General features: G+C 37.4%; 24 protein-coding genes. 10 read left to right on the top strand and 14 right to left on the bottom strand.

Annotation, left to right across the window (positions count from 1 at the left end):
* Positions 1–177 precede the first annotated feature (177 nt).
* The 7 genes from A1704_RS07385 to queA all read right to left on the bottom strand — a co-directional run bounded on the left by A1704_RS07385 (position 178) and on the right by queA (position 6,922).
* A complete protein-coding gene (locus A1704_RS07385) occupies positions 178–972 on the bottom strand; it encodes a hypothetical protein (RefSeq protein ID WP_062672043.1) in 795 nt (264 codons plus the stop codon).
* 245 nt (positions 973–1,217) lie between these two features.
* On the bottom strand, positions 1,218–2,195 hold the full coding sequence (locus A1704_RS07390; RefSeq protein ID WP_062672045.1) for a polyprenyl synthetase family protein: 978 nt from the start codon (positions 2,193–2,195) through the stop codon (positions 1,218–1,220).
* Between the two features lie 71 nt (positions 2,196–2,266).
* Positions 2,267–3,175 carry a hypothetical protein gene (locus tag A1704_RS07395; protein WP_062672047.1) on the bottom strand — a complete coding sequence of 303 codons (909 nt, stop codon included), beginning with the start codon at positions 3,173–3,175 and terminating at the stop codon, positions 2,267–2,269.
* A 215-nt stretch (positions 3,176–3,390) separates the two neighbouring features.
* Entirely contained in the window at positions 3,391–4,341 is a 951-nt protein-coding gene (locus tag A1704_RS07400; protein ID WP_062672048.1) for a sterol desaturase family protein, read from the bottom strand.
* A 74-nt stretch (positions 4,342–4,415) separates the two neighbouring features.
* Positions 4,416–5,450 (bottom strand): 23S rRNA (adenine(2503)-C(2))-methyltransferase RlmN, encoded by a 1,035-nt coding sequence (rlmN, locus tag A1704_RS07405; protein ID WP_062672050.1) that lies wholly within the window; start codon positions 5,448–5,450, stop codon positions 4,416–4,418.
* A 32-nt stretch (positions 5,451–5,482) separates the two neighbouring features.
* The gene (locus A1704_RS07410) at positions 5,483–5,830 is read right to left on the bottom strand and encodes a four helix bundle protein (protein ID WP_062672053.1); all 348 of its coding nucleotides are present in this window, start codon (positions 5,828–5,830) and stop codon (positions 5,483–5,485) included.
* A gap of 42 nt (positions 5,831–5,872) precedes the next feature.
* Positions 5,873–6,922: a tRNA preQ1(34) S-adenosylmethionine ribosyltransferase-isomerase QueA gene (gene queA, locus A1704_RS07415; protein WP_034696367.1), complete on the bottom strand. Its 1,050-nt coding sequence runs from the start codon at positions 6,920–6,922 to the stop codon at positions 5,873–5,875.
* 153 nt (positions 6,923–7,075) lie between these two features.
* Here queA and A1704_RS07420 point away from each other — a divergent pair, with 153 nt between their 5' ends.
* From A1704_RS07420 to A1704_RS07445, 6 genes are all read left to right on the top strand, one after another.
* On the top strand, positions 7,076–7,789 hold the full coding sequence (locus A1704_RS07420) for a hypothetical protein (protein WP_202967939.1): 714 nt from the start codon (positions 7,076–7,078) through the stop codon (positions 7,787–7,789).
* 36 nt (positions 7,790–7,825) lie between these two features.
* Positions 7,826–8,518, top strand: coding sequence for an AIM24 family protein (locus A1704_RS07425; protein WP_062672057.1), 693 nt, complete (start codon positions 7,826–7,828; stop codon positions 8,516–8,518).
* 57 nt (positions 8,519–8,575) lie between these two features.
* A complete protein-coding gene (locus A1704_RS07430; RefSeq protein WP_082798734.1) occupies positions 8,576–10,111 on the top strand; it encodes a M61 family metallopeptidase in 1,536 nt (511 codons plus the stop codon).
* Positions 10,112–10,332: 221 nt separating this feature from the next.
* Positions 10,333–11,730: a Gfo/Idh/MocA family protein gene (locus A1704_RS07435; protein WP_062672061.1), complete on the top strand. Its 1,398-nt coding sequence runs from the start codon at positions 10,333–10,335 to the stop codon at positions 11,728–11,730.
* Entirely contained in the window at positions 11,720–12,634 is a 915-nt protein-coding gene (locus tag A1704_RS07440; protein ID WP_062672063.1) for a sugar phosphate nucleotidyltransferase, read from the top strand. Before A1704_RS07435 ends, A1704_RS07440 begins: the two co-directional genes overlap by 11 nt.
* Entirely contained in the window at positions 12,625–13,680 is a 1,056-nt protein-coding gene (locus tag A1704_RS07445) for a phosphotransferase enzyme family protein (RefSeq protein WP_062672065.1), read from the top strand. The genes A1704_RS07440 and A1704_RS07445 overlap by 10 nt, the downstream gene beginning before the upstream one ends.
* Positions 13,681–13,826: 146 nt before the next feature.
* On the opposite strand, the gene A1704_RS07450 is transcribed toward A1704_RS07445, so the two are convergent.
* Together A1704_RS07450 and A1704_RS07455 are read right to left on the bottom strand one after the other, a co-directional pair.
* On the bottom strand, positions 13,827–14,318 hold the full coding sequence (locus A1704_RS07450; RefSeq protein WP_062672067.1) for a DNA-deoxyinosine glycosylase: 492 nt from the start codon (positions 14,316–14,318) through the stop codon (positions 13,827–13,829).
* Positions 14,319–14,469: 151 nt separating this feature from the next.
* Complete coding sequence (locus A1704_RS07455) at positions 14,470–16,464, bottom strand: S9 family peptidase (protein WP_062672068.1); 1,995 nt, start codon at positions 16,462–16,464, stop codon at positions 14,470–14,472.
* A gap of 276 nt (positions 16,465–16,740) precedes the next feature.
* On the opposite strand from A1704_RS07455, the gene A1704_RS07460 reads away from it, so the two are divergent.
* Positions 16,741–16,995: a hypothetical protein gene (locus A1704_RS07460; RefSeq protein WP_062672070.1), complete on the top strand. Its 255-nt coding sequence runs from the start codon at positions 16,741–16,743 to the stop codon at positions 16,993–16,995.
* A 56-nt stretch (positions 16,996–17,051) separates the two neighbouring features.
* On the opposite strand, the gene A1704_RS07465 is transcribed toward A1704_RS07460, so the two are convergent.
* From A1704_RS07465 to A1704_RS07475, 3 genes are all read right to left on the bottom strand, one after another.
* Complete coding sequence (locus tag A1704_RS07465) at positions 17,052–17,396, bottom strand: phage holin family protein (protein WP_062672072.1); 345 nt, start codon at positions 17,394–17,396, stop codon at positions 17,052–17,054.
* 118 nt (positions 17,397–17,514) lie between these two features.
* On the bottom strand, positions 17,515–17,937 hold the full coding sequence (locus tag A1704_RS07470; RefSeq protein ID WP_062672074.1) for a PaaI family thioesterase: 423 nt from the start codon (positions 17,935–17,937) through the stop codon (positions 17,515–17,517).
* 122 nt (positions 17,938–18,059) lie between these two features.
* The gene (locus tag A1704_RS07475; protein WP_062672076.1) at positions 18,060–18,356 is read right to left on the bottom strand and encodes a GMC oxidoreductase; all 297 of its coding nucleotides are present in this window, start codon (positions 18,354–18,356) and stop codon (positions 18,060–18,062) included.
* A gap of 21 nt (positions 18,357–18,377) precedes the next feature.
* Between A1704_RS07475 and A1704_RS24420 the strand changes: the two genes are divergently transcribed.
* From A1704_RS24420 to A1704_RS07485, 3 genes are all read left to right on the top strand, one after another.
* Complete coding sequence (locus A1704_RS24420; protein ID WP_157885758.1) at positions 18,378–18,524, top strand: hypothetical protein; 147 nt, start codon at positions 18,378–18,380, stop codon at positions 18,522–18,524.
* Positions 18,525–18,783: 259 nt separating this feature from the next.
* Positions 18,784–19,635 carry a helix-turn-helix domain-containing protein gene (locus tag A1704_RS07480; protein ID WP_062672078.1) on the top strand — a complete coding sequence of 284 codons (852 nt, stop codon included), beginning with the start codon at positions 18,784–18,786 and terminating at the stop codon, positions 19,633–19,635.
* Positions 19,636–19,828: 193 nt separating this feature from the next.
* Positions 19,829–20,320 carry a hypothetical protein gene (locus A1704_RS07485; protein WP_062672080.1) on the top strand — a complete coding sequence of 164 codons (492 nt, stop codon included), beginning with the start codon at positions 19,829–19,831 and terminating at the stop codon, positions 20,318–20,320.
* A 536-nt stretch (positions 20,321–20,856) separates the two neighbouring features.
* Here the strand turns inward: A1704_RS07485 and A1704_RS07490 are convergent.
* Positions 20,857–22,983 carry a type IA DNA topoisomerase gene (locus A1704_RS07490; protein ID WP_062672082.1) on the bottom strand — a complete coding sequence of 709 codons (2,127 nt, stop codon included), beginning with the start codon at positions 22,981–22,983 and terminating at the stop codon, positions 20,857–20,859.
* A gap of 404 nt (positions 22,984–23,387) precedes the next feature.
* Positions 23,388–24,116 carry a M17 family peptidase N-terminal domain-containing protein gene (locus tag A1704_RS07495; RefSeq protein WP_062672084.1) on the bottom strand — a complete coding sequence of 243 codons (729 nt, stop codon included), beginning with the start codon at positions 24,114–24,116 and terminating at the stop codon, positions 23,388–23,390.
* Between the last annotated feature and the right edge of the window lie 184 nt (positions 24,117–24,300).

Consider the following 24,300-nt stretch of genomic DNA (forward strand, 5'->3'; position numbering starts at 1 on the left):
TAATACATAAGGGCAATCATATAAAAATTTGAGAATTCAATAAAAAGCTCTTTCTCATTTTTTACACTGAATCCATATCAGATTCTGAATATAAAAGAGAAAGTGTTCTGTATACATTTCCAGTTTCCTGAAAACATATACAAAACACTTTAGTTTTAATTATAATAAAAGATAAATTTATATCTTCTGAACAGTTACATTGGTGACATTACCGCTTCCAGTAGATCCTGTTTCTGTTGAAATGATCGTAGCATTTTGATTCGGAGCTGCTGTAAAACGAATCTGGTATCCGGCTGTGGGAGCTACCACTACAGTCGTATAATTCATCAGCTCACCCACAGTTCCTGAAGCAGCAACTGCATTATAATGGCTTCCTCTTCCCAGGTAATTAGCATCCGGTACAGGTCTGATACCAATAAGCAACTGAGTATCTGCAGGCATATTGGTAAAACTTGCCTGTAACGTTACCAGATAATTTCCAGGCTGGTTAAAAGTCATCACTCCAGTTCCGGTATTATAGGAATAGAAAGGAGAAGTTGCTATTGGTGCAGCGAATAATAAAGTCGTGATCGTAGAAGAACTGATGTTCTGATTCGCTGCTAAACGCGCATGAAACAGTGAATAAGCAGTAAAGTCTATAGTCTTCAGTACTCCGGTAGCATCAGCTACAACCACCCTGTCAGTTCCTCCGACCCCGATATTTGAATTAATATTACGAATACGGGCATTTCCGGACGCTACATCTAATTTTTCAGTGGGTGAAACTGTGCCAATCCCTACTTTAGCACCTGAAGTTACACTGAAATCATTATCCTGTTGAGCCACAGAAGGAATTCCTGTTGCAGGATTGTCTTTAGAGCCGTCAATATGAAAAGTTGTTTGGGGATTTTGAGTACCTATTCCCACTTGTGCGTACGTGATAAAGCTTGAGCTGATAGCACACGCTATCATCATTGTCTGAATTTTTTTCATTATTTGTTGTTTTTTCTTACGACAAATTAACAAAAATTATATGGAACATCAATGAATTGTTAACAAGCACTTTATGTGAATTATGCAAAATGCTAGTTTACAGCAATTTAATACCATAAAAACACACAGATAATCACAACTGATTGAATTATTGAAAGATAGCTCTATTTATTTCAATAAAATTTACGTACCATACGGGAAGAAAATAAATGAATAAAAAAATCAGAACGGATAAAATATTAATGTCAGAATTTTCGCTCAATAACATAATCAAGCATAATATGCAACGATTTCCTTGCTTCAGAATCCGGAAATTCATTCAGGATATCTTTTGCTTTCTGCTGAAATTCTTTCATCACTGTAATGGCATAATCCAATCCACCTGAACTTTTAACAAATTCTATAAGCTCCTTTACACGTTTGGGATTGTTATTATATCGTTTTATGGTATCGAAATAATACTTTCTATCTTTTTCAGACGCTATTTTCAAGGTATGAATCAAAGGCAGGGTCATTTTCTGTTCTTTAATATCAATTCCTACAGGCTTACCGATGACGTTTGAACTTAAATAATCGAAAAGATCATCTTTGATCTGAAATGCCATTCCGGTATAAGTGCCAAAATCCATCATCTTTTTGGCTAAAGCTTCATCCGCATTATTGGAAAGAACTCCTATTTCACAGCATGCAGCAATCAGAGTTGCTGTTTTCTGCCGGATAATTTCATAATAAACCTCTTCCGTAATATCCAGTTTTCTGGCCTTTTCCAGCTGAAGTAGTTCTCCTTCAGACATTTCACGGATGGTTCTGGAAATCACCCCAAGCAGATCATAATCTTTGTGGTCTGTAGATAGTAAAACTGATTTTGATAAAAGGTAATCCCCCACCAAAACCGCAATTTTATTTTTCCACAATGCATTGATTGAAAAGAAATTACGACGTTTAAAACTTTCATCCACCACATCATCATGTACCAGAGTAGCGGTGTGAATCAGTTCGATCATAGAAGCACCGCGGTACGTTTTTTCCGTCACCTCACCCACCAGTTTGGCACAAAGAAAGACAAACATAGGACGCATCTGCTTTCCTTTGGTGGTAACAATAAAACGGGTTACTTTATCCAATAAAGCTACTTTACTCTGCATTGACTCATAAAACTTCTGTTCAAAAAGTTTCATTTCATCATTGATCGGTCGTTTAATCTCTTCTACAATGTTTGCCACAATCTGCGATGCTGGGTGAATAATTATTAATTCTCACAAAGATAATTTTTTTCGCTCAATTTTAAGACAAATTAATCTTTGAGTTGTTCTTTCGGGATAAAATAAAATGAAGGTTTTGTAGTTCCCAACGGAGATCTGAACTTTTCCCCTGAAATATAAATTCCCGTTTCATCTGCACTTATTCCTTCAATCTGTGCTAATGAAAGCGCAGTCCCGAGGTAATAGTGCTTTGGTTTTTCTTTAAAAAATATGCCGGGTTCTGTTTCTGTAAAAATATCTAAAAAGACTTCTGTTTTCTTTGTATATCCTATCAAATAAAGCTTTTTATCAAAATAAGAGGCATCTGTAACTACAAAACCTGTTTTATAGGTTTCTATTTTTTCTGCTTTTTGCAGTTCTGAGAGTTCAGGATCTACAATATAGTGCGAGGTTGCTTTTGAAGCCCATTCTTTGGTAAATAGGTGCAATTTTCCATTCAGATAAATCATAGCTTCTGCATCGAAATCGTTCTTTGTGTTTTTAGCAATAAATTCGGTCTGTTCAGGATAATAAAACAAAATTTTCGTTCCATCTAAGGCCCTTTCCGAACCTGGAATTTTAATGGCATTAGACTCATCGAGACGTTCGTATGGAACTTTGTAAATCGTCAGATCCTTTCTTGTTCCGGTATTGTTTCCGAAATCCCCGATATAAAAATTTTCTCCGTCATTGGCTAACGCTTCCCAATCTGTATTGATTAAGTTGGTTTTCAGTATCCTGATAATTTCGCCACTTTTTTTATCCAATTCAAAAAGTTCGGCAGGATTTCCACTGTCATTGAATGTATATAATTTGCCGTTTAAAATATTCAGTCCTGAAGTTTCCTGAATTTTATCATCCAGGTAGTTTATTCTGTATTTTTTTATTTTCAGAAAATCAGTCCGCTGGGAAAATGCAGATTGGCCAACGAAAAGAGCTACAATCAGAAGGAGTTTTTTCATAAGACAAAAATAAGGTTTTATTGTGAGTTAGAGAGTTGGAGGGTTTGAACTAAAAGCGTTTACAAGTGATGCGGGATGCGGGTTTGAGGGGAGAGTGTGGATTCCTGCGGAATATAAATACTGTATAGCCTTCGAAAATGCCAATTCTAAAAATAGAAAAACGGACTAAAATAGCCCGTTTTTCACTTAGATTTCTATTGATTTTAAATCAAAAGTTAAGCAGTTTTCTGCTCTTTCTGATTTTGCTGTTGTTCTTTCTTTTGTGCCTGTCTTGCAAAATACTCTTTCTGGTACTGCCTTACGGTTTTTCCTGTTCCGTCATGTCTCCATCCCGGAGAATTAAAGATATAATTGATTCTATCTGTAAATTTTAGTCCTGGCTGCTTAAGATCTTTCCAGATTTTTCTCCATTCATAAAATAATACCGTATCCGGTCTGTTATCCGGCATTTTTGGATAGATTCCATATTTCACGGGTACATTCGGATCTTCTTTTTGGAAGGTTCCAAATATTTTATCCCAGATAATGAGACACATTCCCATATTTTTATCCAGGTATTTTACGTTACAAGCATGGTGTACACGGTGATGAGAAGGCGTTACCAGAATATATTCCAGAAATCCCATACTCTTCACAGTCTGCGTATGCACCCATGTCCCATACACTTGTCCGATGGCGTATGCCACCATGATGTGCCAGGGATTGAATCCTAAAAATGCAAGCGGTGAAAAATACAAATATCTGTAAAGCGGCTGTAATACAGGGCTTCTGAATCCTGTTGTCAGATTAAAATATTCTGAACTGTGATGCGTAATATGTACTGCCCAGAATGCTCTGGAACGGTGGTCCACATAATGCAGCACATAATAGGCAAAGTCTGTGATGATAAAACATGCCAGCAAGTACCATACGCTAAGGTCCCAAGAGAAAAGCCTGTGATGGTAAAAGAAGAACATTACGCCCATGGCAAATGCCTTCATGATAAGGTCAAGACCAAAGTTCATCAATGCAAGATAAACATTGGTGGCAAGATCTTTTCCACTATATAACTTAGCTTCTGAAACGTGGCTGTAAATCATTTCAGCTAAAATAACAGTGGCATGCAATGGGATTGCCCATGCATACACATTTTCCAGCCCGTCCTCGCTCATAAGAAAATCCATCATCACAAAATAATTTGTGCAAAGGTAGGGTTTTAAGCTATTTTTTAAGAAAGTTTTAGGCTTTTTTTAAGGAAATTTTAATCTGTTGTTTTGTTGGCTAACTGTCCGCAAGCGGCATCAATATCACCTCCACGGCTTCTTCTGACCATTACAGTAATCCCTGCATTTTCAAGCTGACGGATATAATTTTCTTCTGCCTGTTTGTTGCACTGGTCATATTTTCCGTCCCCGATCGGATTGTATTGAATCAGATTTACTTTTGAAGGAACCTGTTTGCAGTATTTGATTAAAGCTTTAATGTCCTCATCACCGTCATTGATTCCTTTCCATACACAGTATTCAAATGTAATAACAGAACCGGTCTTCTGATACCAGTACTGAAGAGCCTCCATAATATCCGTTAACGGGAATTTATCAGAGAAAGGCATGATCTCATTACGCTTGGATTCGATAGCAGAGTGAAGGGATAAAGCCAGCTTCACACGCAGTTCGTCATCTGCAAGCATTTTGATCATCTTAGGAATACCGGATGTAGAAACGGTAATTCTTCTTGGAGACATTCCCAAACCTTCCGGCTGGGTAATTTTTTTGATGGCTTCCACTACGTTTTTGTAATTCATCATCGGCTCTCCCATCCCCATAAATACGATATTGGAAAGCGGTCTGTCGAAATACATTCTACTCTGGCTGTCAATCAGAGCTACCTGATCTACAATTTCAGCAACTTCAAGGTTTCTCATCCTTTTCAGCCTTGCCGTAGCACAGAATTCGCAGTTTAATGAGCATCCTACCTGTGAAGAGACACAGGCTGTAGTTCTTGTTTCTGTAGGAATAAGAACAGATTCCACCATCAGCCCGTCGTGAAGTTTCACTCCGTTTTTGATGGTTCCGTCAGAGCTTTTCTGAAGAAGGTCTACGGAAACAGGATTAATGGTATATTCTTCCGAAATTCTCTCACGAAGTGATTTTGAAAGATTCGTCATTTCGTCAATCGAATGGAGGTTTTTACTCCATAGCCAGTCATAGACCTGTTTCGCACGAAACGGCTTTTCTCCTAAAGACACAAAGTATTCTTTAAGCTGGTCTAGTGATAATGTACGGATATCTTTCATAATATTAAAGAGCCAAGTTAAAAGTAAAAGGTTTAAAGTTTAGTATTGTTAACTATTGCAGCCAAAATGTTTTTCAATTCGTTACTTTCATTCAATAAAGCTTTAAATTCCTCAGAATCATAACCATCTAATTCTTCTAAAACTCTAAGCCAAAAATGACTTTCTCTGGCTTCTCTCAAAGCAATTTTTACTTTATTTTTAAAATCTGCCTTAGAAGATCCTGCCTGGGATTCTTCATAATTAGCGCCTATTGAAGTAGCTGATTTTCCGAGCTGAAATCGTATTAATTTACTTTCAGAATCATTGGGAAGCGTTCTTAAAAACTTAAGACAATCAACTCCAAATGTAAAAGTTCTTATAAGTAAATCATTTTGTCTCATCTCTACTTCTATTACCTTTAACTTGGCTCTTTTTACTTTTTTTTATAGAATTAACATTGCGTCACCATAAGAATAGAATTTATACTTTTCTTTTACGGCTTCTTCATAAGCGTGCATTACGAAATCTCTTCCGGCAAATGCAGCAATCATCATGATCAGAGTAGACTTCGGTGTGTGGAAGTTCGTGATCATTGAGTTCGCTACTCCAAAATCGTGAGGAGGATAAATGAATTTGTTTGTCCATCCGTTGAAAGCAGAGATTTTTTTGTTTGAAGAAACAGAAGTTTCCAATGCTCTCATGGTAGTAGTACCTACTGCGCATACTCTTCTGTGAGATTCAACTGCTTTATTAATGATCGCAGCATTTTTCTCATCAATGATAATTTCTTCAGACTCCATTTTGTGCTTAGAAAGATCTTCTACCTCAATCGGGTTGAATGTTCCCAATCCTACGTGAAGGGTAACTTCAGCAAAATTGATTCCTTTGATCTCCAATCTCTTCATCAAATGCTTAGAGAAGTGAAGACCTGCTGTAGGGGCAGCCACTGCTCCTTCTACTTTTGCATAGATTGTCTGATATCTTTCTGCATCTTCCGGCTCTACTGCTCTTTTGATATATTTTGGAAGCGGAGTTTCTCCCAATTCTTTTAATTTCGTTCTGAATTCGTCGTAAGAACCGTCGAATAAGAATCTTAATGTTCTTCCTCTTGAAGTTGTGTTATCAATAACCTCAGCTACCAAAGACTCATCTTCTGTGAAGAATAATTTGTTACCAATTCTGATTTTTCTTGCAGGGTCTACCAAAACGTCCCAAACTCTGGTTTCTTTATCAAGCTCTCTTAATAAGAAAACCTCAATTTTAGCACCTGTTTTTTCTTTATTTCCGTAAAGACGTGCAGGGAAAACTTTTGTATTGTTGAAGATGAACAAATCTTCTTCATCAAAATAATCCACAACATCCTTGAATAATTTGTGCTCGATAGTTTGTGTTTTTCTATCAAGTACCATTAATCTCGCTTCGTCTCTGTGCTCTGATGGGTGTTCTGCTAATAATTCCGCAGGAAGATCAAAATTAAAATCTGATGTTTTCATTTTTTAAATTACGGTTTAAAAATTACTGAAATTACAAGGTGTAATTTTCGGAGTGCAAATATACGACATTGAACACCCCTTTGTCAAGTATTATTTACAATCAAATATAAAACCGTGATTTTACGAGGATTTCCAAGGCATAAAAGAGTATTTTTGGAAAAATTAAAATTCAACATGGAATCTGTAAGTAAAATATACTTCATTGATAATCCGTATCCTAATGGCCACAAAATTGAAACCTTTAGCTGGAGCGGGCGGATTGATGAATATGGATTTATCTGGTTTGATTTTCATTTAAAAACTGAAAATTATTACGCCAATGACGATGAAAACGGGGAAGAAGACGACGAAGATATGTCCGACTGGGACTCCAAAATCGTATGGAGAAACTATCATGCCTGTACACTCTCGTCCAACTATTGGGGTGAACAGAGAGGAATCAGAATTAATAACCTTGATGAAAAATTAGATTTCGATGCTGTTGTTCAAAATGATCTTTTCAGTAATGATCTTCCGTCTGAACAACATTCTGATGATGATGATCTTGCTTTCAACATCTACCTGCTGGGACATGATAGCTGTGCAGGACATCAGATCCGGTTTTCAAAAAAAGAGAATAACCGGTATGATATTACATGGACGGGCAAAATAGCACTGACCTACGCAGGCGATTATGAGTTTTCACATGATTTCAAAGCAGAAATTTTCAATACTGAATTTGAAGGTTTTCATTATCCTAAAACATGGTCATTAGAAAAAGCAACTGAAATGTTCAAAACCAGACTTGCCAATTTTGAAGCGTATGAATTTGTAGATCTGAATCCTAAAAGTAACAAAAGGGAGTATAAACTCGACAAACTAAAGTAATAACACTATAAAAACAGCCAATTAAAAAATATCATTATGAGTAAATATTCAATTGAAGCATTTATCAACGAAACGAAAGAAAATCCGCAGCAAAGAGATTATTTTGAACTGGAAACGAAACATCTTCTGGAAATCAACCTTAACAATCAGGCAGTATGGACGAAAAGAGGAAGCATGGTAAGCTATGTGGGAAATATCAATTTTGAAAGACAGGGAATGCTGTCCGGAGGAATTGGAAATCTTTTAAAGAAAGCTATCAGCGGTGAAGGAGCCAGGCTGATGAAAGCAGAAGGAACCGGAAAACTATATGTTGCAGATTCCGGGAAGAAAGTCCGTATTCTGTATCTGAATAATGAATCTGTTTGTGTAAACGGAAATGATATCCTTGCCCACGAACAAAGCGTCAAAAGTGATATCACCATGCTGAAAAGTATTGCAGGAATGATGTCCGGAGGACTTTTTCAGGCAAAACTTTCAGGAACTGGACATATTGCCATTACAACTCACGGAGATCCTCTTACATTGTTGGTTACTCCAGATACTCCTGTGTTTACAGATCCGAATGCTACTGTGGCATGGTCCGGAAACCTAAGCCCGGAACTGAAAACGAATGTTTCTTTCAAAAGTCTTATCGGCAGAGGAAGCGGCGAAGAGTTTCAGATGAAATTTTCAGGACATGGATGGGTACTGATTCAGCCTTATGAGGAGGTATACTATATGGAAAAATAAGACCAACAAAACTTAGAAGTGATTTAGAATTTTCGTAATAATTAAGATTTGCAGCCCATGAATACCCTTATAAAGCTATTTTTTGTGGTCATCATACTACCTAGCCTAATGATTGCCCAGACTTCAAAGAAAAATTACGAATATTCTATAGATCTTCTTCATATGTCCAATGATGAAGTCCGGGTATCTTTTTCGCCTCCAAAGAATAATCTTAAACAGGGCAAATTTATCATTCCCAAACTGATACCCGGGTTTTATCAGGCTATGAATTTCGGACAATATGTTTCTGATTTCACCGCCACCGATAAAAACGGTAAAAAAGTAGTAACCGAACGTCTGGATAAAAACAGCTGGATGGTACATGATCTCAATCGTGTAAAGAAAATATCTTATCAGGTAGCTGACGGGTGGGACTCTTTGGAAAAAGAATCTAACGAAGCCAGATCTGCCGGCAGCATGTTTATAAAAGACAGTGTTTTTGTCATCAATTATAATTCTTTAGTGGGATATTTTGAAGAACTAAAAGATATTCCTTATAAGATTACCATTACAAAGAATAAGGATTTCTACGCATCTTCTGCTTTAAATTATCAACAGAAAAATAAGAATACGGATATGGTTTGGGCAAAGGATTACCGTGAACTGGTAGATTCTCCCGTTTTATATTCCGTTCCTGATACCACCTGGCTGAAAATAGGTCATACCAAAGTACTTGTCTCATTCTACAATAAAAAGGAAAGACATTACTCCAAAACGATTGCTCACGAAATAGAAAATATTCTGAAAAATCAGCAGGCTTATCTTGGCGGAACATTACCTGTCAACAAATATGCTTTTCTGATTTATTATGAATCTTCCAATGAGAACGGATTTTTAGGGGACGGACTTGAACATTCCCACTCTACGGTCTGCCTGTACCGTTCCGGAAGTATGAAGTTTCTTCCAAATGCTCTGAACAGAGTGGCTTCCCATGAGTTTTTCCATGTTGTTACTCCACTCAACATTCATTCAGAGGAAATTCAGCATTATGATTTCCTGAATCCTGTCATGTCTCAACACCTTTGGTTATATGAAGGGATGACTGAATATGCGACCATTCATATGCCTATCAAACAAAAAATGATCAGTCTGGAAGATTTTGAAAAAAGTCTGGAAGAAAAGATCAAAGGCATGAAAGCATTTGACAACACTCTATCTTTAACAGAAATGAGTAAAAAATCTATGGAAAGACAGGATCAGTATATGAACTTTTATATGAAAGGAGCATTACTCGGGTTATGTCTGGATATAAGACTAAGAGAACTTTCTAACGGGAAAATGGGAACTCAGGATCTGATGCAGATGCTTATGAAAAAGTATGGAGCAGGTCAATATTTTAATGATGATGAACTTTTTGATGAGATTACCAAAATGACTTATCCCGAAATACAGACTTTTTTTAGAGATTTCGTACAAGGCACTCAACCCATTCCTTTAAAAGAGTATCTGGAAAAAGCAGGATTCAACTATGATGAAGCTACCGGAAAGGTAACTCCTGTTTCCAACCCCGATTCAAAACAGATTGCATTAAGAAAAGCCTGGATCAATCAATAAATTTTTACGCATATAACAAAATATGTAAAAAAAATATAAATGATCAAAATAGAGAAAAAAGCGAAAATTAATAATCCATACGTCAACAATTCCAAAATCATTCAACTTTAAAATCCAACAAGCTACAAATTCTCACCAACTACTTCTGTTTCTTCATTCTCCTATTATCTATCACTTTATCGGGATTTACAAAAGTTTTAATATATTTAAGAAAAAAATAGATGAACAATAGTAACTCCCGCAGAAACTTTCTTAAGACCGCAGCTTTAGCAAGCTTTGGGGCATTGGTTTTACCCAATTCTTTATTTGCTTATTCCAATGATTTTAAAACGGATAAAAAAGTCCGCGTCGGTTTTATCGGTGTAGGCCTTCGTGGCCAGGAGCATGTAAAATTACTGGCAAAACGTAATGATGTAGAGATTGTTGCGTTTGCAGATCCGGAGAAAAGAATGCTTGCTGCTTCTCAAAAAATCTTAAAAGACAACAATAAACCGGCTGCTCAGGAGTTTTCCAACGGGGAATATGACTATCGAAATCTTTTAAAATTAAAAACTATAGACGCTGTTGTGATTGCTACTCCATGGGAATGGCATCTTACCCAGGGCGTAGAAGCTATGCGTGCTAAAAAAATTGTGGGCATGGAAGTTTCCGGGGCTATAAAGCTTCAGGACTGCTGGGAATTTGTAAAGGTATATGAGGAAACGAAAGTTCCTATCTTTATGATGGAAAACGTTTGTTACCGCAGAGATATTATGGCCATCCTGAATATGGTCCGTAAAGGAATGTTCGGAGAGCTGGTGCATGGAAGAGGCGGTTATCAGCATGATCTGAGAGGTGTTCTTTTCAATGATGGAGTTAATCCGTACAATTCCGGGGCTGAATTTGGAGAAAAAGGATTCAGTGAAGCAAAATGGAGAACCGAACATTATGTAAAGCGTAATGGAGAGCTTTATCCTACCCATGGATTAGGTCCGGTTGCGATGATGATGGATATCAACAGAGGAAATCGTTTAACGAGGCTTTCTTCATTCTCATCAAAATCTGTAGGCCTTCATAAATATATTGTTGAACATCCAAAAGGAGGAGAAAACCATCCTAGTGCCAAAGTAAAATTCAACCAGGGAGATATTGTAACCACGCAGATTGCCTGTGCCAATGGAGAAACTATCCTTCTTACTCATGATACAAGTTTGCAGAGACCATATGATCTTGGCTTCAGAGTTCAAGGAACTGAGGGATTGTGGCAGGATTTCGGATGGGGAGATTTCAACCAGGGACATATCTATTTTGAAAAAACAATGAACCATACCCACCGTTGGGATAATACTGAAAAATGGATGAAAGAATATGATCATCCAATGTGGAAGAAGTTTGAAACTACCGCTGCAGGCGCCGGACATGGCGGAATGGATTTCTTTGTAATGAATACTTTTATTGAATGTATCAAACGAAATATAGAATTCCCGATGGATGTATATGATCTTGCCCTATGGTATTCTATAACCCCATTGAGTGAAGAGTCTATTGCCAAAGGTGGTCAGGTAGTTGATATCCCTGATTTTACCAATGGAAAATGGAAAACCCGTAAACCTGTATTTGGAATGACTGATGAGTTCTAAGAAGACATTACTCATATTAGCAGGTGGGTTAGGCAGTAGGTACAAAGGACTTAAACAAATAGACGGAATACTTGATAACGGTTCCCCGATTCTTGAGTATTCTATCTTTGATGCTCTGGAAGCTGGTTTCCAAAAAGTAGTTATTATTGTTAACAAACTGATTCCTGAAAGTTATATTGAAAGGCTCAACGGCATCTCAAAAGCTAAAAATTTTGAATTGCTTTGGGTATATCAGGAGATAGATACCATTCCTATTTCACTGGAAGGCTTTGATTATCCGGATCGTGAGAAACCATGGGGAACTGCTCATGCTGTACTTTGTGCCAAATATTCAATACAGGAACCTTTTGTGATGATCAATGCAGATGATTTCTACGGAAAAGAAGCCTATCGACTGGCTGCTGATGAAATTAACCATCATTATATTTCAGATACACAATTAGGGATGATTGCTTATCCTGTGGGTACAACATTGAGTGGCAACGGTGCTGTAGCAAGAGGAATATGTACGTTGGATGCTGAAAATTATCTGATTAAAGTAGAGGAACAAACTTCTATTCAAAAGATCAATCATTCAATCATTTATGTTGAAAACGGAAAAAATATAAAATTAGATCCCGAAACATTGGTATCCATGAACTTTTTTATTTTCCATCCTCATATTTTTTGTTATCTGGAAGCCTATTTCTATGATTTCATAGAATCTGATCCACTGCCCAATCAGGAATTTTACATTCCTTCCGCAGTACAAAAAATGATGAACGAAAACAGAGTCAAAGTAAAAGTGAAAACATCTCCATCCCGATGGATGGGAGTTACCTATGCTGACGATAAAAAGGAAATTATAGATTTTCTGACTTCAGAGATTAAAAATAACAGATACCCGGAAGATTTATGGAGCTAAATGATATTATTGCTGCTTTTATAACTACGAATAATTACGAACTCACTTCTATTACTGATGGATTGATCAATACCACTTATCTTTTGGAGAATAAAGATCAGGGAAAAAAGTTTATTCTGCAGAAAATCAACAATCATGTTTTTAAACAGCCGGAAGTGGTCGTTAATAACCATTTAATGATCAATGATGTGCTCAGGTCAAATAATTATCAATTTGAAATTATAGAACCTATTCCTTCTCTTACCGGTAAAATTCTGGTAAAAGATAAAAATGGTCAGCCATGGCGTATGTTAAGTTTTGTAGAAAACAGCACTACATTCCTTACTGCTCCCTCCTTACAGACGGCTTTTGATGCGGCTAAAACCTTCAGTTATTTTCTCAATACGGTAAATACTGAACAATTACCTGCCATTGAAGATTCTCTTCCCAATTTCCTCAATTTTGAGAAGAGGGTTGCAGATTATAAAGACTCTTTAAAAAATGCAGAGCCTTATTTTATAGAAAATGCTAAGACTGAAATAGAAATCACCAACCAGCTTTTGTCCTTACCTGACCGATGGATTGAAATGGAGAAAAACAACCAGATCCCTAAAAGGATTATTCATGCCGATGTAAAAATCAGTAATATTCTCTTTGATCAGAACCGTAATCCATTAGCTGTGATTGATCTTGATACCATGATGATTTCTACTATTTTGTATGATTTTGGAACCATGATTCAGTCTTACACCAATACAACACAGGAAGATGACGGGACAGCCCAAAACAATTTCAACCCTGAAATGTATAAGGTAGTAAAAGAGGGATTCTTATTTCATTTAAAGGAAAAGCTGACGCCTGAAGAATATGAGAATCTTGATTATGCAGCACAAGTCGCTATTTATATTCAGGAACTTCGCTTTCTAACAGATTACCTTAACGGAAGTACCTACTATTCTATCATGCATCCTGAACATAATCTGGACAGGACAAAAAACCAGCTGGAACTGTTGAAGGGATTGAGAGAATATCTGGAAGCTAATGGGTTTCAGAGTGGGAAAGTTTGAGGGTTAGTTTTGTAAGACCATAGATTTCTAAAAAATGACAAAGGGTGCATATAAATAAAGCGCTCTGTTTGTCATTTCTCAGAAATCTAGCTTTATCTTCTCACTCTCAAACCCTGTCATTCCAAAACTCTCAAATTCTCCCACACTCAAACCAAAAAATCCAGTATTTTCCTCCACTCTTCCAGCTTTTTGTCAAAGGAAACGGTATGAAGCGGACTTGTAGAAGGCAATAAAAAAACGGGAAGTTTATAATTTTTCCCCAACAACTTTTGTAAGTTTTTGTAAGACTTTCCGCCATTGCAGAAAATAGCTTTTACATTCGGATGTTTTTCCAACAGTTCAGCAATCTGATTGGCTTCTTCATTCCTGATTTCAGAATCCAGGCTTCCTTTTCTCTCGCAGGAATCAATGACATCCCACAGGGCAATATGATGTTTCTTTATCGTTTCAATTCTTTGTGTGTAATCATCAGTAAATTGTTCGTTCAGCAATTCAAAAATGATTTTCCAGAATTTATTTTGCGGATGGGCATAATACTGCTGTTTTTCCAGTGATTTCACTCCGGGAATTGATCCTAAAATCAGAATTTCAGACTGAGCGTCAATAATGGGTGGAAATGAAGAAATACGGCTTTGCATATTCAAATATAAAGATTTAATTTATTTTTAATTAGGCTGGAAGCCGGGAGCCTGAAGAAAGAAGTTATTGAGGTTTTGGCTAAAGTCATTGTTTTTTTAATTAAAAAAAACGGGCTAAAGCCCGTTTCTATTGATATTTTATATTGTTTGTCTACAAAGTTTCCTTCAACCAGTCGAAGAATTCTCTCTGCCATACCAATCCGTTTTGTGGATGAAGTACCCAGTGGTTTTCGTTCGGGAAGTACACCAGTTTAGATTTTAATCCTCTTAATTTTGCAGCCTGGAAAGCTTCCTGACCCTGCTCGTAAGGAACACGGAAATCGATTCCTCCCTGAACAATCATGATCGGCTTGTTCCACTTTTCTACGAAGTTGCTTGGATTAAATTCTGTGTATGCTTTTGGAAGTGGTTTTTCCCATGGAGAACCAAGATCCCAATTTGCAAACCACAATTCTTCCGTAGTCAGATACCAGGATTTCATATCAAATAACCCATCATGAGCGATGAAAGTCTTGAATCTGTTCTCATGGATTCCAGCGAGCATAAATACACTGTATCCTCCGTAACTAGCTCCTACAGCTGCTACTCTGTCACCATCCACGTATGGTAAAGTTTTCGCAAAGTCTGTTGCCGCCAGATAATCTCTCATTGGCTGTCCGCCCCAGTCTTTTGAAATTTCTTCGTTCCATTTTGTTCCCCAGCCTGGCATTCCTCTTCTGTTTGGAGCTACTACGATATAATCGTTAGCTGTCATAAGAGCAAAGTTCCATCTTACACTGAAATATTGAGTAAGTGCAGACTGTGGTCCACCCTGGCAGTATACCAAAGTAGGATATTTTTTGTTCGGGTCAAAGTTCGGTGGATAGTGGAACCAAACTCCCATTTCTTTACCGTCTGAAGTTTTCACCATTTTAAGTTCAGATTTCCCCTGAGCCAGCTTAGCATAAGTTTCCTTGTTGGCTTCAGTAACCTGCTTCATTTCTCCATTTTTAACGTTTACAGAGAATAATTCTGTGGCATGGTTTACGTCTGTTCTTCCTACCAGAAGTGAAGTTTTATTATCTGTAAAGATTTCGTTAACGTCAAAATCTCCTTTGGTGATCTGCTGTACTTTTGCTGATTTTGAATCCAGCGAGAAAAGCTGTTTTGTACCTCTGAATGCCGCTGTGAAGTAGATTGTTTTTGAATCTGCTCCCCAAAGCACATCTCCTGAAACACTTTCGTCCCAACCTGAAGTAAGGTTAGTCGTCTTCCCTGACTTCCAGTCTAAAATTTTCACATCATTTTTATCAGCTTCATATCCGTCTCTGGCCATACTCTGCCAGATTAAAGATTTTCCGTCCGGGCTGAATTTTGGGTTTACATCATATCCTTTGTTGGATTCCGTAAGGTTTTTGGTAGTACCTGATGCCAGATCATAAGCAAAGATATCGGTATTGGTACTTGTAGCATATTCTTTACCACTTTTAGGTTTTGTAACATATAAAAGCTGTGCAGAATCCGGGCTCCAGATAAAATCTTCAGCACCACCGAAAGGTCTTTGCGGAGAATCCCAGGTTTTTCCTTCCAGAAGATCTTTCGCTCCTTCTACTTTATCGGCTGTATTCACTACAAATACATGGTTGTACTTACCTTCATTGAAGTAATCCCAGTGTCTGTGGTTCAGGTCTGTGTATACCTGAGCCGTTGTTTTAGGAGTATCGCTGAATTTATCTTTCCCCATTACTTTCTCCACCAATACCTGCTTGCTGAAGGCAATCTTCTTCCCGTCAGGAGAAATGACAATATTATCAGCTTCCCCGATGGTATAAAATTCTGTCCAGGTTTTTCCGGCATCTTTGGAAAGATAAATTTTATCTCCTTCCTGAGCATAAATTCCGTTTTTATCCCACTGAATAAGTGCTTTTTTACCGAAATCAATTTTGGAAGACTGATGATTAAGAACATTCAGAAAATAGTTCTCGTTTTTCGTTTTCTCTGTTTTCAGGTCTACCTGTCCTACTTTATAGATAAGGGAACCCTGATCCGGTGAAACTGCCTGTACTCCAACTTTTTTCAAAGTCCAAAGGATTTCAGGCGTCATTACTTGTTGTGCATTCATTAAAAGCGGAGCTGCCAAAGCCAGCAGACTGTACTTAAGTTTCATATGTTGATATTCATTTTTTTAACGGATTTATGAAATTGCAGTGATTTCATTCATCCTTTTATTAAATTCAAAGATTGCCAAAGTTAATATTTAAAATAAAAACGGACGAAAGAATTAACATTAAAATTCTTTTTTCACAGATGAGCTCTTTTCGGGGAAAACACCTACTTTTTAAATATGGGGATTTTCTCTGTTACTCTGCCTGTCTGAAATAGTGAAATTTACAATATCAGACGTCCGATATAACCAATAACAACCTAATTAAAATTTTACATTATGAGTACACCAGACACAGGCGATTTTAAAGCAACGCGTGTAGACGCAGGCGCACCCAATCTTTGGCACGTCCATGAAGGCCATTTCAAGTATGGATCTATAAAGGAAACGAGAGTCAATTTTGCAGGAAGGACTCTTGAACAGATCATGGCAAATATTGCAGAAAACGAACCGATTAATGCCCCTTACATGAAGAAAGATAACCAGAAACTGACTTACGAAGACTGTATTAAGTGGATTAAAAAGAACTGTTAAAAAAAGAATAGGCTGTCCAAAAGGACAGCCTATTGTATGTAATCGTTATTGGTATTCTATTCTCCATCTGAGAACATTGAATTCGCCAGAGAAGTTACGATTGATAATAATATACTGAAGATAAATGCCCACCAGAAGCCATCTACAACCATACTGTCTATGAAATAGTCTGCAATAAGGACAATTGCGGCATTAATTACCAGCGCAAAGAATCCTAAGGTAAGAATAGTCAGCGGAAGGCCAAACAGACTTAAAATTGGCTTTACAAATATGTTAAGAACCCCAAGCACAATCGCAAAGATGATGGCTGAAGAAAATCCTTCAAACTGTACTCCCGGTAAAATTTTAGTTAAAAGATAAGCAACAATTGCTGTAATAAAAAGTCGGATAATTAAGTTCATTGTGATATTTTTTAATGTTTATGGGGTTTGTTGAGCAAAAGCTATTCCATTTCGGAAAAAAAATGCTTTGAAACCCTTTATTGAAGGAATATCTTGTCTTTTATTTTCTCTTAATTTCTTATTTTATTTTCATCATGGTTACTAATGAGGTGGCTACATGACTTTCAGAATCAGAACCTTCGGTCTGGACATAGATTTCCGTTCTCACCACAACAATTTTCCCTCCCCCTTTGATAACATAGGATTTCGAAATCAAAGCATCACCCATTGCCGGACGAAGGTAGTTCACTTTCAATTCAACGGTCACTACATAACAGTCTTCCGGATAATGGCTCACAGCGGCATATCCTGAAGAAACGTCTACCAGAGAGGCGATCATTGCGCCATTGAACATGCCTGCTTTTCGGGTCATCATTTCCATCTTAGGGATCTTCATCGATATAAAATCAGTTTCTACTTCCAGCAGTTCTGCTTTATAGAATTTCAAGGTTTCCGAGCGGCTGAAGCTGTCTGTAATGAGTTTCTTTTTTTCTGGTGTCATGGATTTTATTTTAAACAAAGGTAAGCGCTATAAAGTTTTTGATCTCAATGATCTTTCAATTTTTCATTAAAAAGCCGCTCCATGAACAGGAAACGGCTTCTTTCCAAGTTTTTAAACCCTGCTTACACAACAAATGATAATTTTTCAGATAAACCTGACGCTTTCAGATGATGATCTTCTCTGATCATATCGGCTTCTTTTTCACCAATCATAATGGTAGGTGCGTTGGTATTTCCGGAAACCACATCCGGCATGATCGATACGTCAGCTATCCTTAATCCTTTTATTCCATATACTCTCAGTCTCGGATCTACTACAGAAAGGCTGTCGATTCCCATTTTACAGGTTCCGGTCATATGATGATAGGTGGAACATGATTTTTTAATATAATCTATCACTTCCTCTTTTGTTTTTCCCATTTCGCGGCATATTTCAACACATTGATAAAGTGCTTCCAGATCGGATTCTTCAGAAAGAATCCTTATCAATCTGAGAGATATGAACTGGAGCTGGCTATGATTTTATGTAAGCATCATGAGGAGATTAAAAGCGATGTGGATGGCTGGTATGACGAGTTATTCCGGTAAAACCACCTGTCAAAAAAAGTGTAAGGCCGGATTTCTTCGGAATGAAATTTACGACGTTTAGTTTATTCGTACATAATGTGGTTTCGTAAGAATCTCTGGATAGATAGGTTGAAAAACGCAAAGTCGCCAATTGTCGCCAAACTATTTGTTTTTGAAGCGTTAAGATTTGATCTCCGATAAAATATAATATTGCTTTACATTTACAAAAAAATTTATTTAACTTTCCTATTATTGAATTCAAAAACTCACGTACTCCATTATGCTGAATGATTACAAAAAACACGAATTGTTTGGGAAAACCCTGATACAGAAAATTGATATATCAGGGTCCTTCAGGTATGATTTTCCGGTTTCGGAGCAAGCCTGCTTTCTGTATGTGCTTAAAGGTGAGTTTCAGTACAAAACAGAGGAACAGGAGTTTGATGTTTCTGCAAATTATTCTCTTTTTCTGAACTGTATCAGCTCCGGAAAACATATTCAGAACTCAGCGTCAGAAGATCATTGTGAGATTGTGATCGTTACGTTCTATCCTGACATCCTGAAAAAAATCTATGACAGAGAATTGCCTTTATTACTGCAAAAACCTTCCGATATCGTTTCGAATAAATCCAATGAGAAAATAAACAATGACTTTCTGATTCAGAAGTATGTAGAAGGGCTGCTTTTTTATTTTGAAAACCCTTCCCTCGTTAATGAAGATATATTGGTTCTAAAACTCAAGGAAATCATTTTGCTGTTGGCTCAGTCACAGAATGCTAAGGCCGTTCAGCTGATCCTGTCACAGCTTTTCTCTCCCACCACCTATTCTTTTAAGCAAATCATTGAAGCGAATTTATTTTCACAGCTAACAATCGAACAGCTTGCTGAGCAAAGCAATTTAAGTGTATCATCTTTCAAAAGAGAATTTTCAAAACTTTACAACGATACCCCCGCCAATTATATAAGAAACAAAAAACTGGAAAAAGCCGCCGAATTACTTTTAATATCCGATGAACGCATTACCGATATCGCGTTCGAATGCGGATTCAACGATCTGGCCACTTTTACCAAAAACTTCAGCGATAAATTTCATATAACGCCCTCCAATTACCGCCAGGAAAGGAAAGGATGATAATCGTACCTTTTTAAAGATTATGAATGTATTTCCTGTTTTGATAAGGAGTTCTTTTTTGAACCAAAATCCCAAATTCTTGAACTAAATCACAAAATCATTTCTGTATTTCTATCGCAAATTTGTACTGTCAGTTACAGGGAACAGTAATATACCTGCAGCTTATAAGTATCAATTTTAAAATACAATCAATATGAATCTATCAGGTTTAGGAATTTTTCACACTATTATTGGCGTAACAGCTCTTATTGGCGCAGTGATAGGATTTATCAGATATGGTAAAATCAATCTGGCTCAGCCGTCAGGAAAAGTCTATTTTTATGCGACGGCCGTCACTTCACTTACAGCATTAGGTATCTCCAAAAACGGAGGTTTTAATGCAGGACATGTGTTCTCATTATTTATCCTTGTTTTGATCACTGTGGCCTATTTTCTTTTTGCCAATAAAAAAGAAAGTAAGAAAGCCAGGTATTTTGAGAATTTCCTGTTGTCATTCAGCTTTTTCCTGTCGCTGGTTCCCACTGTTAACGAGACATTCACACGGGTTCCGATTGGACATCCTTTGGCTAAAGATATCAAAGATCCCATCATCGGGCAGACTCTTCTTGTTATTCTTCTGCTTTTTATTGTTGGATCTGTTTTTCAGTTTATCAAACAGAAAAGGGAGAATGTTGAAGTTTCATGATGACACGGTATTTAAGAAACTGTAAAACCACCCCGTCAAAAATTCTTTGAATTTTGGCCACCCCTCCACTGGAGGGGAATTTTTACGTCTTTAGTTGGGGTATTTGTAAATAGGATAACTATTCTAATTCTAAAAATAATTGTATGGTTGGCTTCCGCTGAATAACAAATACAACGTTTTGCTTATCCGTACACTTTGTCATTCCATAGAATCTATGTATAGATGGGTTGGAAAACGCAAAGGCGCAAGTTTTGCTCCTAAGTTTTATATTGTAAGACGCAAGGATTTTATCTCCGATAAAATGTGATAACATCAAAAGCTGAATCACCTATCTGCGCCAAGTTCATGCAATTATTTTATTATCTTTGAGAGAATGTTTATCTCATTCCATTATGTATAGCGTATACAAAAAACTATTGCGTTTGGCTGGGAGTCAAAAGGCCACGGGTTCGAATCCCGTATTCTCCACCTGATAATTCCAGTTAGTTTATTCTTTCCAAATGGTAGCTGATAATTTAGATTAAGTATACTATTGATTAGCTCAATTGCACCTGGAAATCATCACTTAAAGTCAAAACACCTTCTGTGATTGCTTCCGGGTGGGTAGAGAAGCCTTTTAATTTTGAAGTTTTTCCTTTTAATACCAAATCTAAAAGTTGTTTATCGGATAGTTTCTTGCCGAAGATTTCGAACGTAATTTTAAAACCGCAGTTTTTGAAATCGGAGCAGCCTACAGCGGTTTTTCCTTTGATCAGATTATGTTCTTTACATTTCGGGCATTTCGTTTCTTCCCAGGACTGAAGTTCTTTTTTCTGTGCGGGTTCTCTTTTTTTCTTCTCCTTGACTTCTTCTTTTTCTTCTTCCTGGAGGGTAATTACTTTTCCTTTTCCGTACACCACTTTTTCAGTGAGTTCTGTCACCATCTGAATCAGTTCTTCTTTGAAAAGATTAGCTTCATACTCTCCTTTTTCAATTTTACGAAGTTTGGATTCCCATTCTCCGGTCAGTTCCGGGCTTTTTAACAGTTCGTCTTCGATGGTATCGATCAGCTGGATTCCGGTTTGGGTAGCGATCAGATTTTTTCTTTTTTTCTCGATGTATTTTCTTTTGAAAAGGGTTTCGATGATGTTGGCACGGGTAGATGGTCTTCCGATCCCGTTGTTTTTCAGCATTTCACGCAATTCTTCATCTTCAACCTGTTTTCCGGCAGTTTCCATCGCTCTCAGCAGTGTTGCTTCGGTATAAGGTTTTGGAGGCGTTGTTTTTCCCTGGTGAATCATCGGATCGTGGGGTCCGGTTTCTCCTACAGTAAATTCAGGGATGGTTTGTTCTTCCTCTTTTTCTTTTTCCTTATCGGTGGTTTCTTCTTTAGGCTCTTTGGCGTAAACGGCTCTCCATCCTGCTTCAAGAACCTGTCTTCCACTGGTTTTGAAAGGAATGGTTCCTACTTTTCCTTCTACCAAAGTATTGGAAATTTTACATTCCGGATAGAATACTGCTATAAAACGTTTTGCAATCAGATCATAAATCAGTTTTTCTTCTCTGCTCAAATTCTGAGAAGGCGGAATTTCCGTAGGAATGATCGCATGGTGATCGGTTACTTTGGTATCGTCGAAAACCGCTTTTGATTTTGGAATCGGAGCTTCCAGCAACGGAGCAATCAGATCCTGATAAGGATACATTTTCTGAAGAATTCCTGCAATTTTCGGATATAAACTATCTGATAAGTAGGTGGTATCAACACGGGGATAAGTTACGTGCTTCTTTTCGTAAAGACTTTGCACATAGTTCAAGGTATTTTCTGCTGAATACCCGTATTTTTTATTGGCTTCTACCTGAAGTCCGGTCAAATCGAAAAGCCGTGGATTTTTTTCTTTTCCTTCTTTAATTTCGAAAGAAACGATCTCAAAAGGATTTACTTTAAGATATTCCAATCCTTTTTCTGCACGTTCCAACGTTTTTAAACGGTCAATGGCTGCATTGAAAATCACGTCACGGTATTTGGTTTTCAGTTCCCAATATTCTTCCGTGGTAAAGGCATCGATTTCTTTCTGACGCTGCACAAGCATCGCCAATGTAGGAGTCTGCACTCTTCCAATGGAAAGAACTGCTTTATTTCCCCCAAATTTTTTCGTAAATAGTCTCGTAGCATTGATTCCCAATAACCAATCTCCTATGGCTCTGGCATTTCCGGCCAGATAAAGGTTTTTATAATCTTCTGCCGGTTTTAAACTGGCAAATCCTTCTTTAATAGCATCTTCCGTTAGTGAAGAAATCCATAAACGCTGAATCGGTTTGTTGCATTTTGCTTTCTGCAACACCCAACGCTGAATCAGTTCTCCTTCCTGCCCGGCATCCCCGCAGTTAATGACCTCATCACATTCTTCAACTAACTTTTCAATGACTTTAAACTGATTTTCAACACCTTTATTAGGGATCAGCTTGATTCCAAAGCTGCTGGGAATAATCGGCAGTGAAAAAAGGTTCCAGGATTTGAACTGTGGACCGTAGTCGTGTGGTTCTTTCAGGGTACAAAGGTGTCCGAACGTCCATGTTACGCAATAGCCGTTTCCTTCCATATAGCCTTGTTTAGGCGTGGTAGCGCCCAATACTTTGGCGATATCTCTGGCAACACTGGGTTTCTCGGCAATACATAATTTCATGAACTCGGGTTTATTGGAGGAGTGCAAAAATCGGGATTTTTTTTGACTTTGCAAATTTAGTTAAATGTTGAGGACTTAGCGTTGAGAAAGAGTAAATTACGTCTTGTTCTATAAAAGGAGTAAAGTTTTACAATATATTTTCACGCAAAGGTTATTGGATTCTATTATTTATTTGAGGGAGCAAAGAAATGCGACTAAAGTCGCTGATGGAGCAGAAGAATAATCCATAAGCTTGGAAAGAATCAATTTCATTGATTCCATCTTTGCTCTCTTAAAATTTAAGGGAATATATATTCAACTTTGCGTTTAACAAATTGCTTTTTAGATATATAATCGTAATTATTTTTATACAAAAAGCCCTCTAAAAAAGAGGGCCGGATCAACAATGTAATGAAACTAGTTCATTATTTCTTTTTTACTTCTGAAATGGCATCGGAAATTCCTCCACCTGCGGTTTCAAAGAAGGCAGGACCAGCCAGAAGGTATACTTTTTCTAATTTTTTTGTGGTGGATAATTTGTGTTCTTTCAGGTAATTTTCAGAACGGTTGGCATGTACAATTCCTCTTACTACATTTCCCGCTACCAAAGCAGTTGGAGAATCTATTCCTGCATCTTTCAGGTCACTGGCAAAGGCAAAATTGGTAACGCCTAATCTCATAGCTTCACGGGCTGCCACTTCGCCTACGGAAGTCATTAAATCAGGGGTGAATTTATTACGGTCACCTAAACCGATCAGCAATAATTTCTTTGCAGACATCGATCCTGCAGGAGGCGTAATTAAAATCGTCTCCAAGGAATGTCCCTGAAACTGTCCTGTTTTTCTAAGATTGGTCAGTTCTCCTTTTAAAGCTTCATCAAGATGAACCAATCCGTTCAGTTTTGCCGGCAATGCCTGAGCACTGAAGATGTCACCTTCTGTATATTCGAAAACACAGGCTACCTGAAGCTGGGCGTCAGCAGACGATGGGCCCTGTACCAATCCTATCATGGAGATTCCGTCTACGGTTCCCCAGGTTTTGGAAGTTCCGATGGCTGTTGTTTTTGCAGGAGCTGTGGTTGTAGTTTGTGCAAAGTTTAAGGTAGATAATGCTAAAGCTGCAATTAACAGTGATTGTTTTAGTGTATTTTTCATGTGATTTATTTTTTGTTGTTTGTTGTGGGTTCGGGATGCGAGTTGCGGGTTATTTTTGTTGCTGGTTTTAATTTTTGTTTGTTGGAATAACGCAAGGGCGCAAAGTTTTTTTAAGGTTTATGTTGTTAAGGCGCGAGTCGCTTCGCTCCGGCTAATTTTATTTCTTTTCAAAGGTAGTTTCTGT

The sequence above is a fragment of the Chryseobacterium cucumeris genome, from assembly GCF_001593385.1.
In the GTDB taxonomy this organism is placed as follows: Bacteria; Bacteroidota; Bacteroidia; order Flavobacteriales; family Weeksellaceae; genus Chryseobacterium; species Chryseobacterium cucumeris.

What these genes read in the sequence shown, in the direction of transcription:
- A1704_RS07385 (WP_062672043.1), bottom strand. Translation starts at nt 972, where the DNA reads ATGAAAAAAATTCAGACAATGATGATAGCGTGTGCTATCAGCTCAAGC.
- A1704_RS07395 (WP_062672047.1), bottom strand. Translation starts at nt 3,175, where the DNA reads ATGAAAAAACTCCTTCTGATTGTAGCTCTTTTCGTTGGCCAATCTGCA.
- A1704_RS07400 (WP_062672048.1), bottom strand. Translation starts at nt 4,341, where the DNA reads ATGATGGATTTTCTTATGAGCGAGGACGGGCTGGAAAATGTGTATGCA.
- rlmN (WP_062672050.1), bottom strand. Translation starts at nt 5,450, where the DNA reads ATGAAAGATATCCGTACATTATCACTAGACCAGCTTAAAGAATACTTT.
- A1704_RS07410 (WP_062672053.1), bottom strand. Translation starts at nt 5,830, where the DNA reads ATGAGACAAAATGATTTACTTATAAGAACTTTTACATTTGGAGTTGAT.
- queA (WP_034696367.1), bottom strand. Translation starts at nt 6,922, where the DNA reads ATGAAAACATCAGATTTTAATTTTGATCTTCCTGCGGAATTATTAGCA.
- A1704_RS07425 (WP_062672057.1), top strand. Translation starts at nt 7,826, where the DNA reads ATGAGTAAATATTCAATTGAAGCATTTATCAACGAAACGAAAGAAAAT.
- A1704_RS07430 (WP_082798734.1), top strand. Translation starts at nt 8,576, where the DNA reads ATGAATACCCTTATAAAGCTATTTTTTGTGGTCATCATACTACCTAGC.
- A1704_RS07435 (WP_062672061.1), top strand. Translation starts at nt 10,333, where the DNA reads ATGAACAATAGTAACTCCCGCAGAAACTTTCTTAAGACCGCAGCTTTA.
- A1704_RS07440 (WP_062672063.1), top strand. Translation starts at nt 11,720, where the DNA reads ATGAGTTCTAAGAAGACATTACTCATATTAGCAGGTGGGTTAGGCAGT.
- A1704_RS07445 (WP_062672065.1), top strand. Translation starts at nt 12,625, where the DNA reads ATGGAGCTAAATGATATTATTGCTGCTTTTATAACTACGAATAATTAC.
- A1704_RS07450 (WP_062672067.1), bottom strand. Translation starts at nt 14,318, where the DNA reads ATGCAAAGCCGTATTTCTTCATTTCCACCCATTATTGACGCTCAGTCT.
- A1704_RS07455 (WP_062672068.1), bottom strand. Translation starts at nt 16,464, where the DNA reads ATGAAACTTAAGTACAGTCTGCTGGCTTTGGCAGCTCCGCTTTTAATG.
- A1704_RS07460 (WP_062672070.1), top strand. Translation starts at nt 16,741, where the DNA reads ATGAGTACACCAGACACAGGCGATTTTAAAGCAACGCGTGTAGACGCA.
- A1704_RS07465 (WP_062672072.1), bottom strand. Translation starts at nt 17,396, where the DNA reads ATGAACTTAATTATCCGACTTTTTATTACAGCAATTGTTGCTTATCTT.
- A1704_RS07470 (WP_062672074.1), bottom strand. Translation starts at nt 17,937, where the DNA reads ATGACACCAGAAAAAAAGAAACTCATTACAGACAGCTTCAGCCGCTCG.
- A1704_RS07475 (WP_062672076.1), bottom strand. Translation starts at nt 18,356, where the DNA reads ATGGGAAAAACAAAAGAGGAAGTGATAGATTATATTAAAAAATCATGT.
- A1704_RS07480 (WP_062672078.1), top strand. Translation starts at nt 18,784, where the DNA reads ATGCTGAATGATTACAAAAAACACGAATTGTTTGGGAAAACCCTGATA.
- A1704_RS07485 (WP_062672080.1), top strand. Translation starts at nt 19,829, where the DNA reads ATGAATCTATCAGGTTTAGGAATTTTTCACACTATTATTGGCGTAACA.
- A1704_RS07490 (WP_062672082.1), bottom strand. Translation starts at nt 22,983, where the DNA reads ATGAAATTATGTATTGCCGAGAAACCCAGTGTTGCCAGAGATATCGCC.
- A1704_RS07495 (WP_062672084.1), bottom strand. Translation starts at nt 24,116, where the DNA reads ATGAAAAATACACTAAAACAATCACTGTTAATTGCAGCTTTAGCATTA.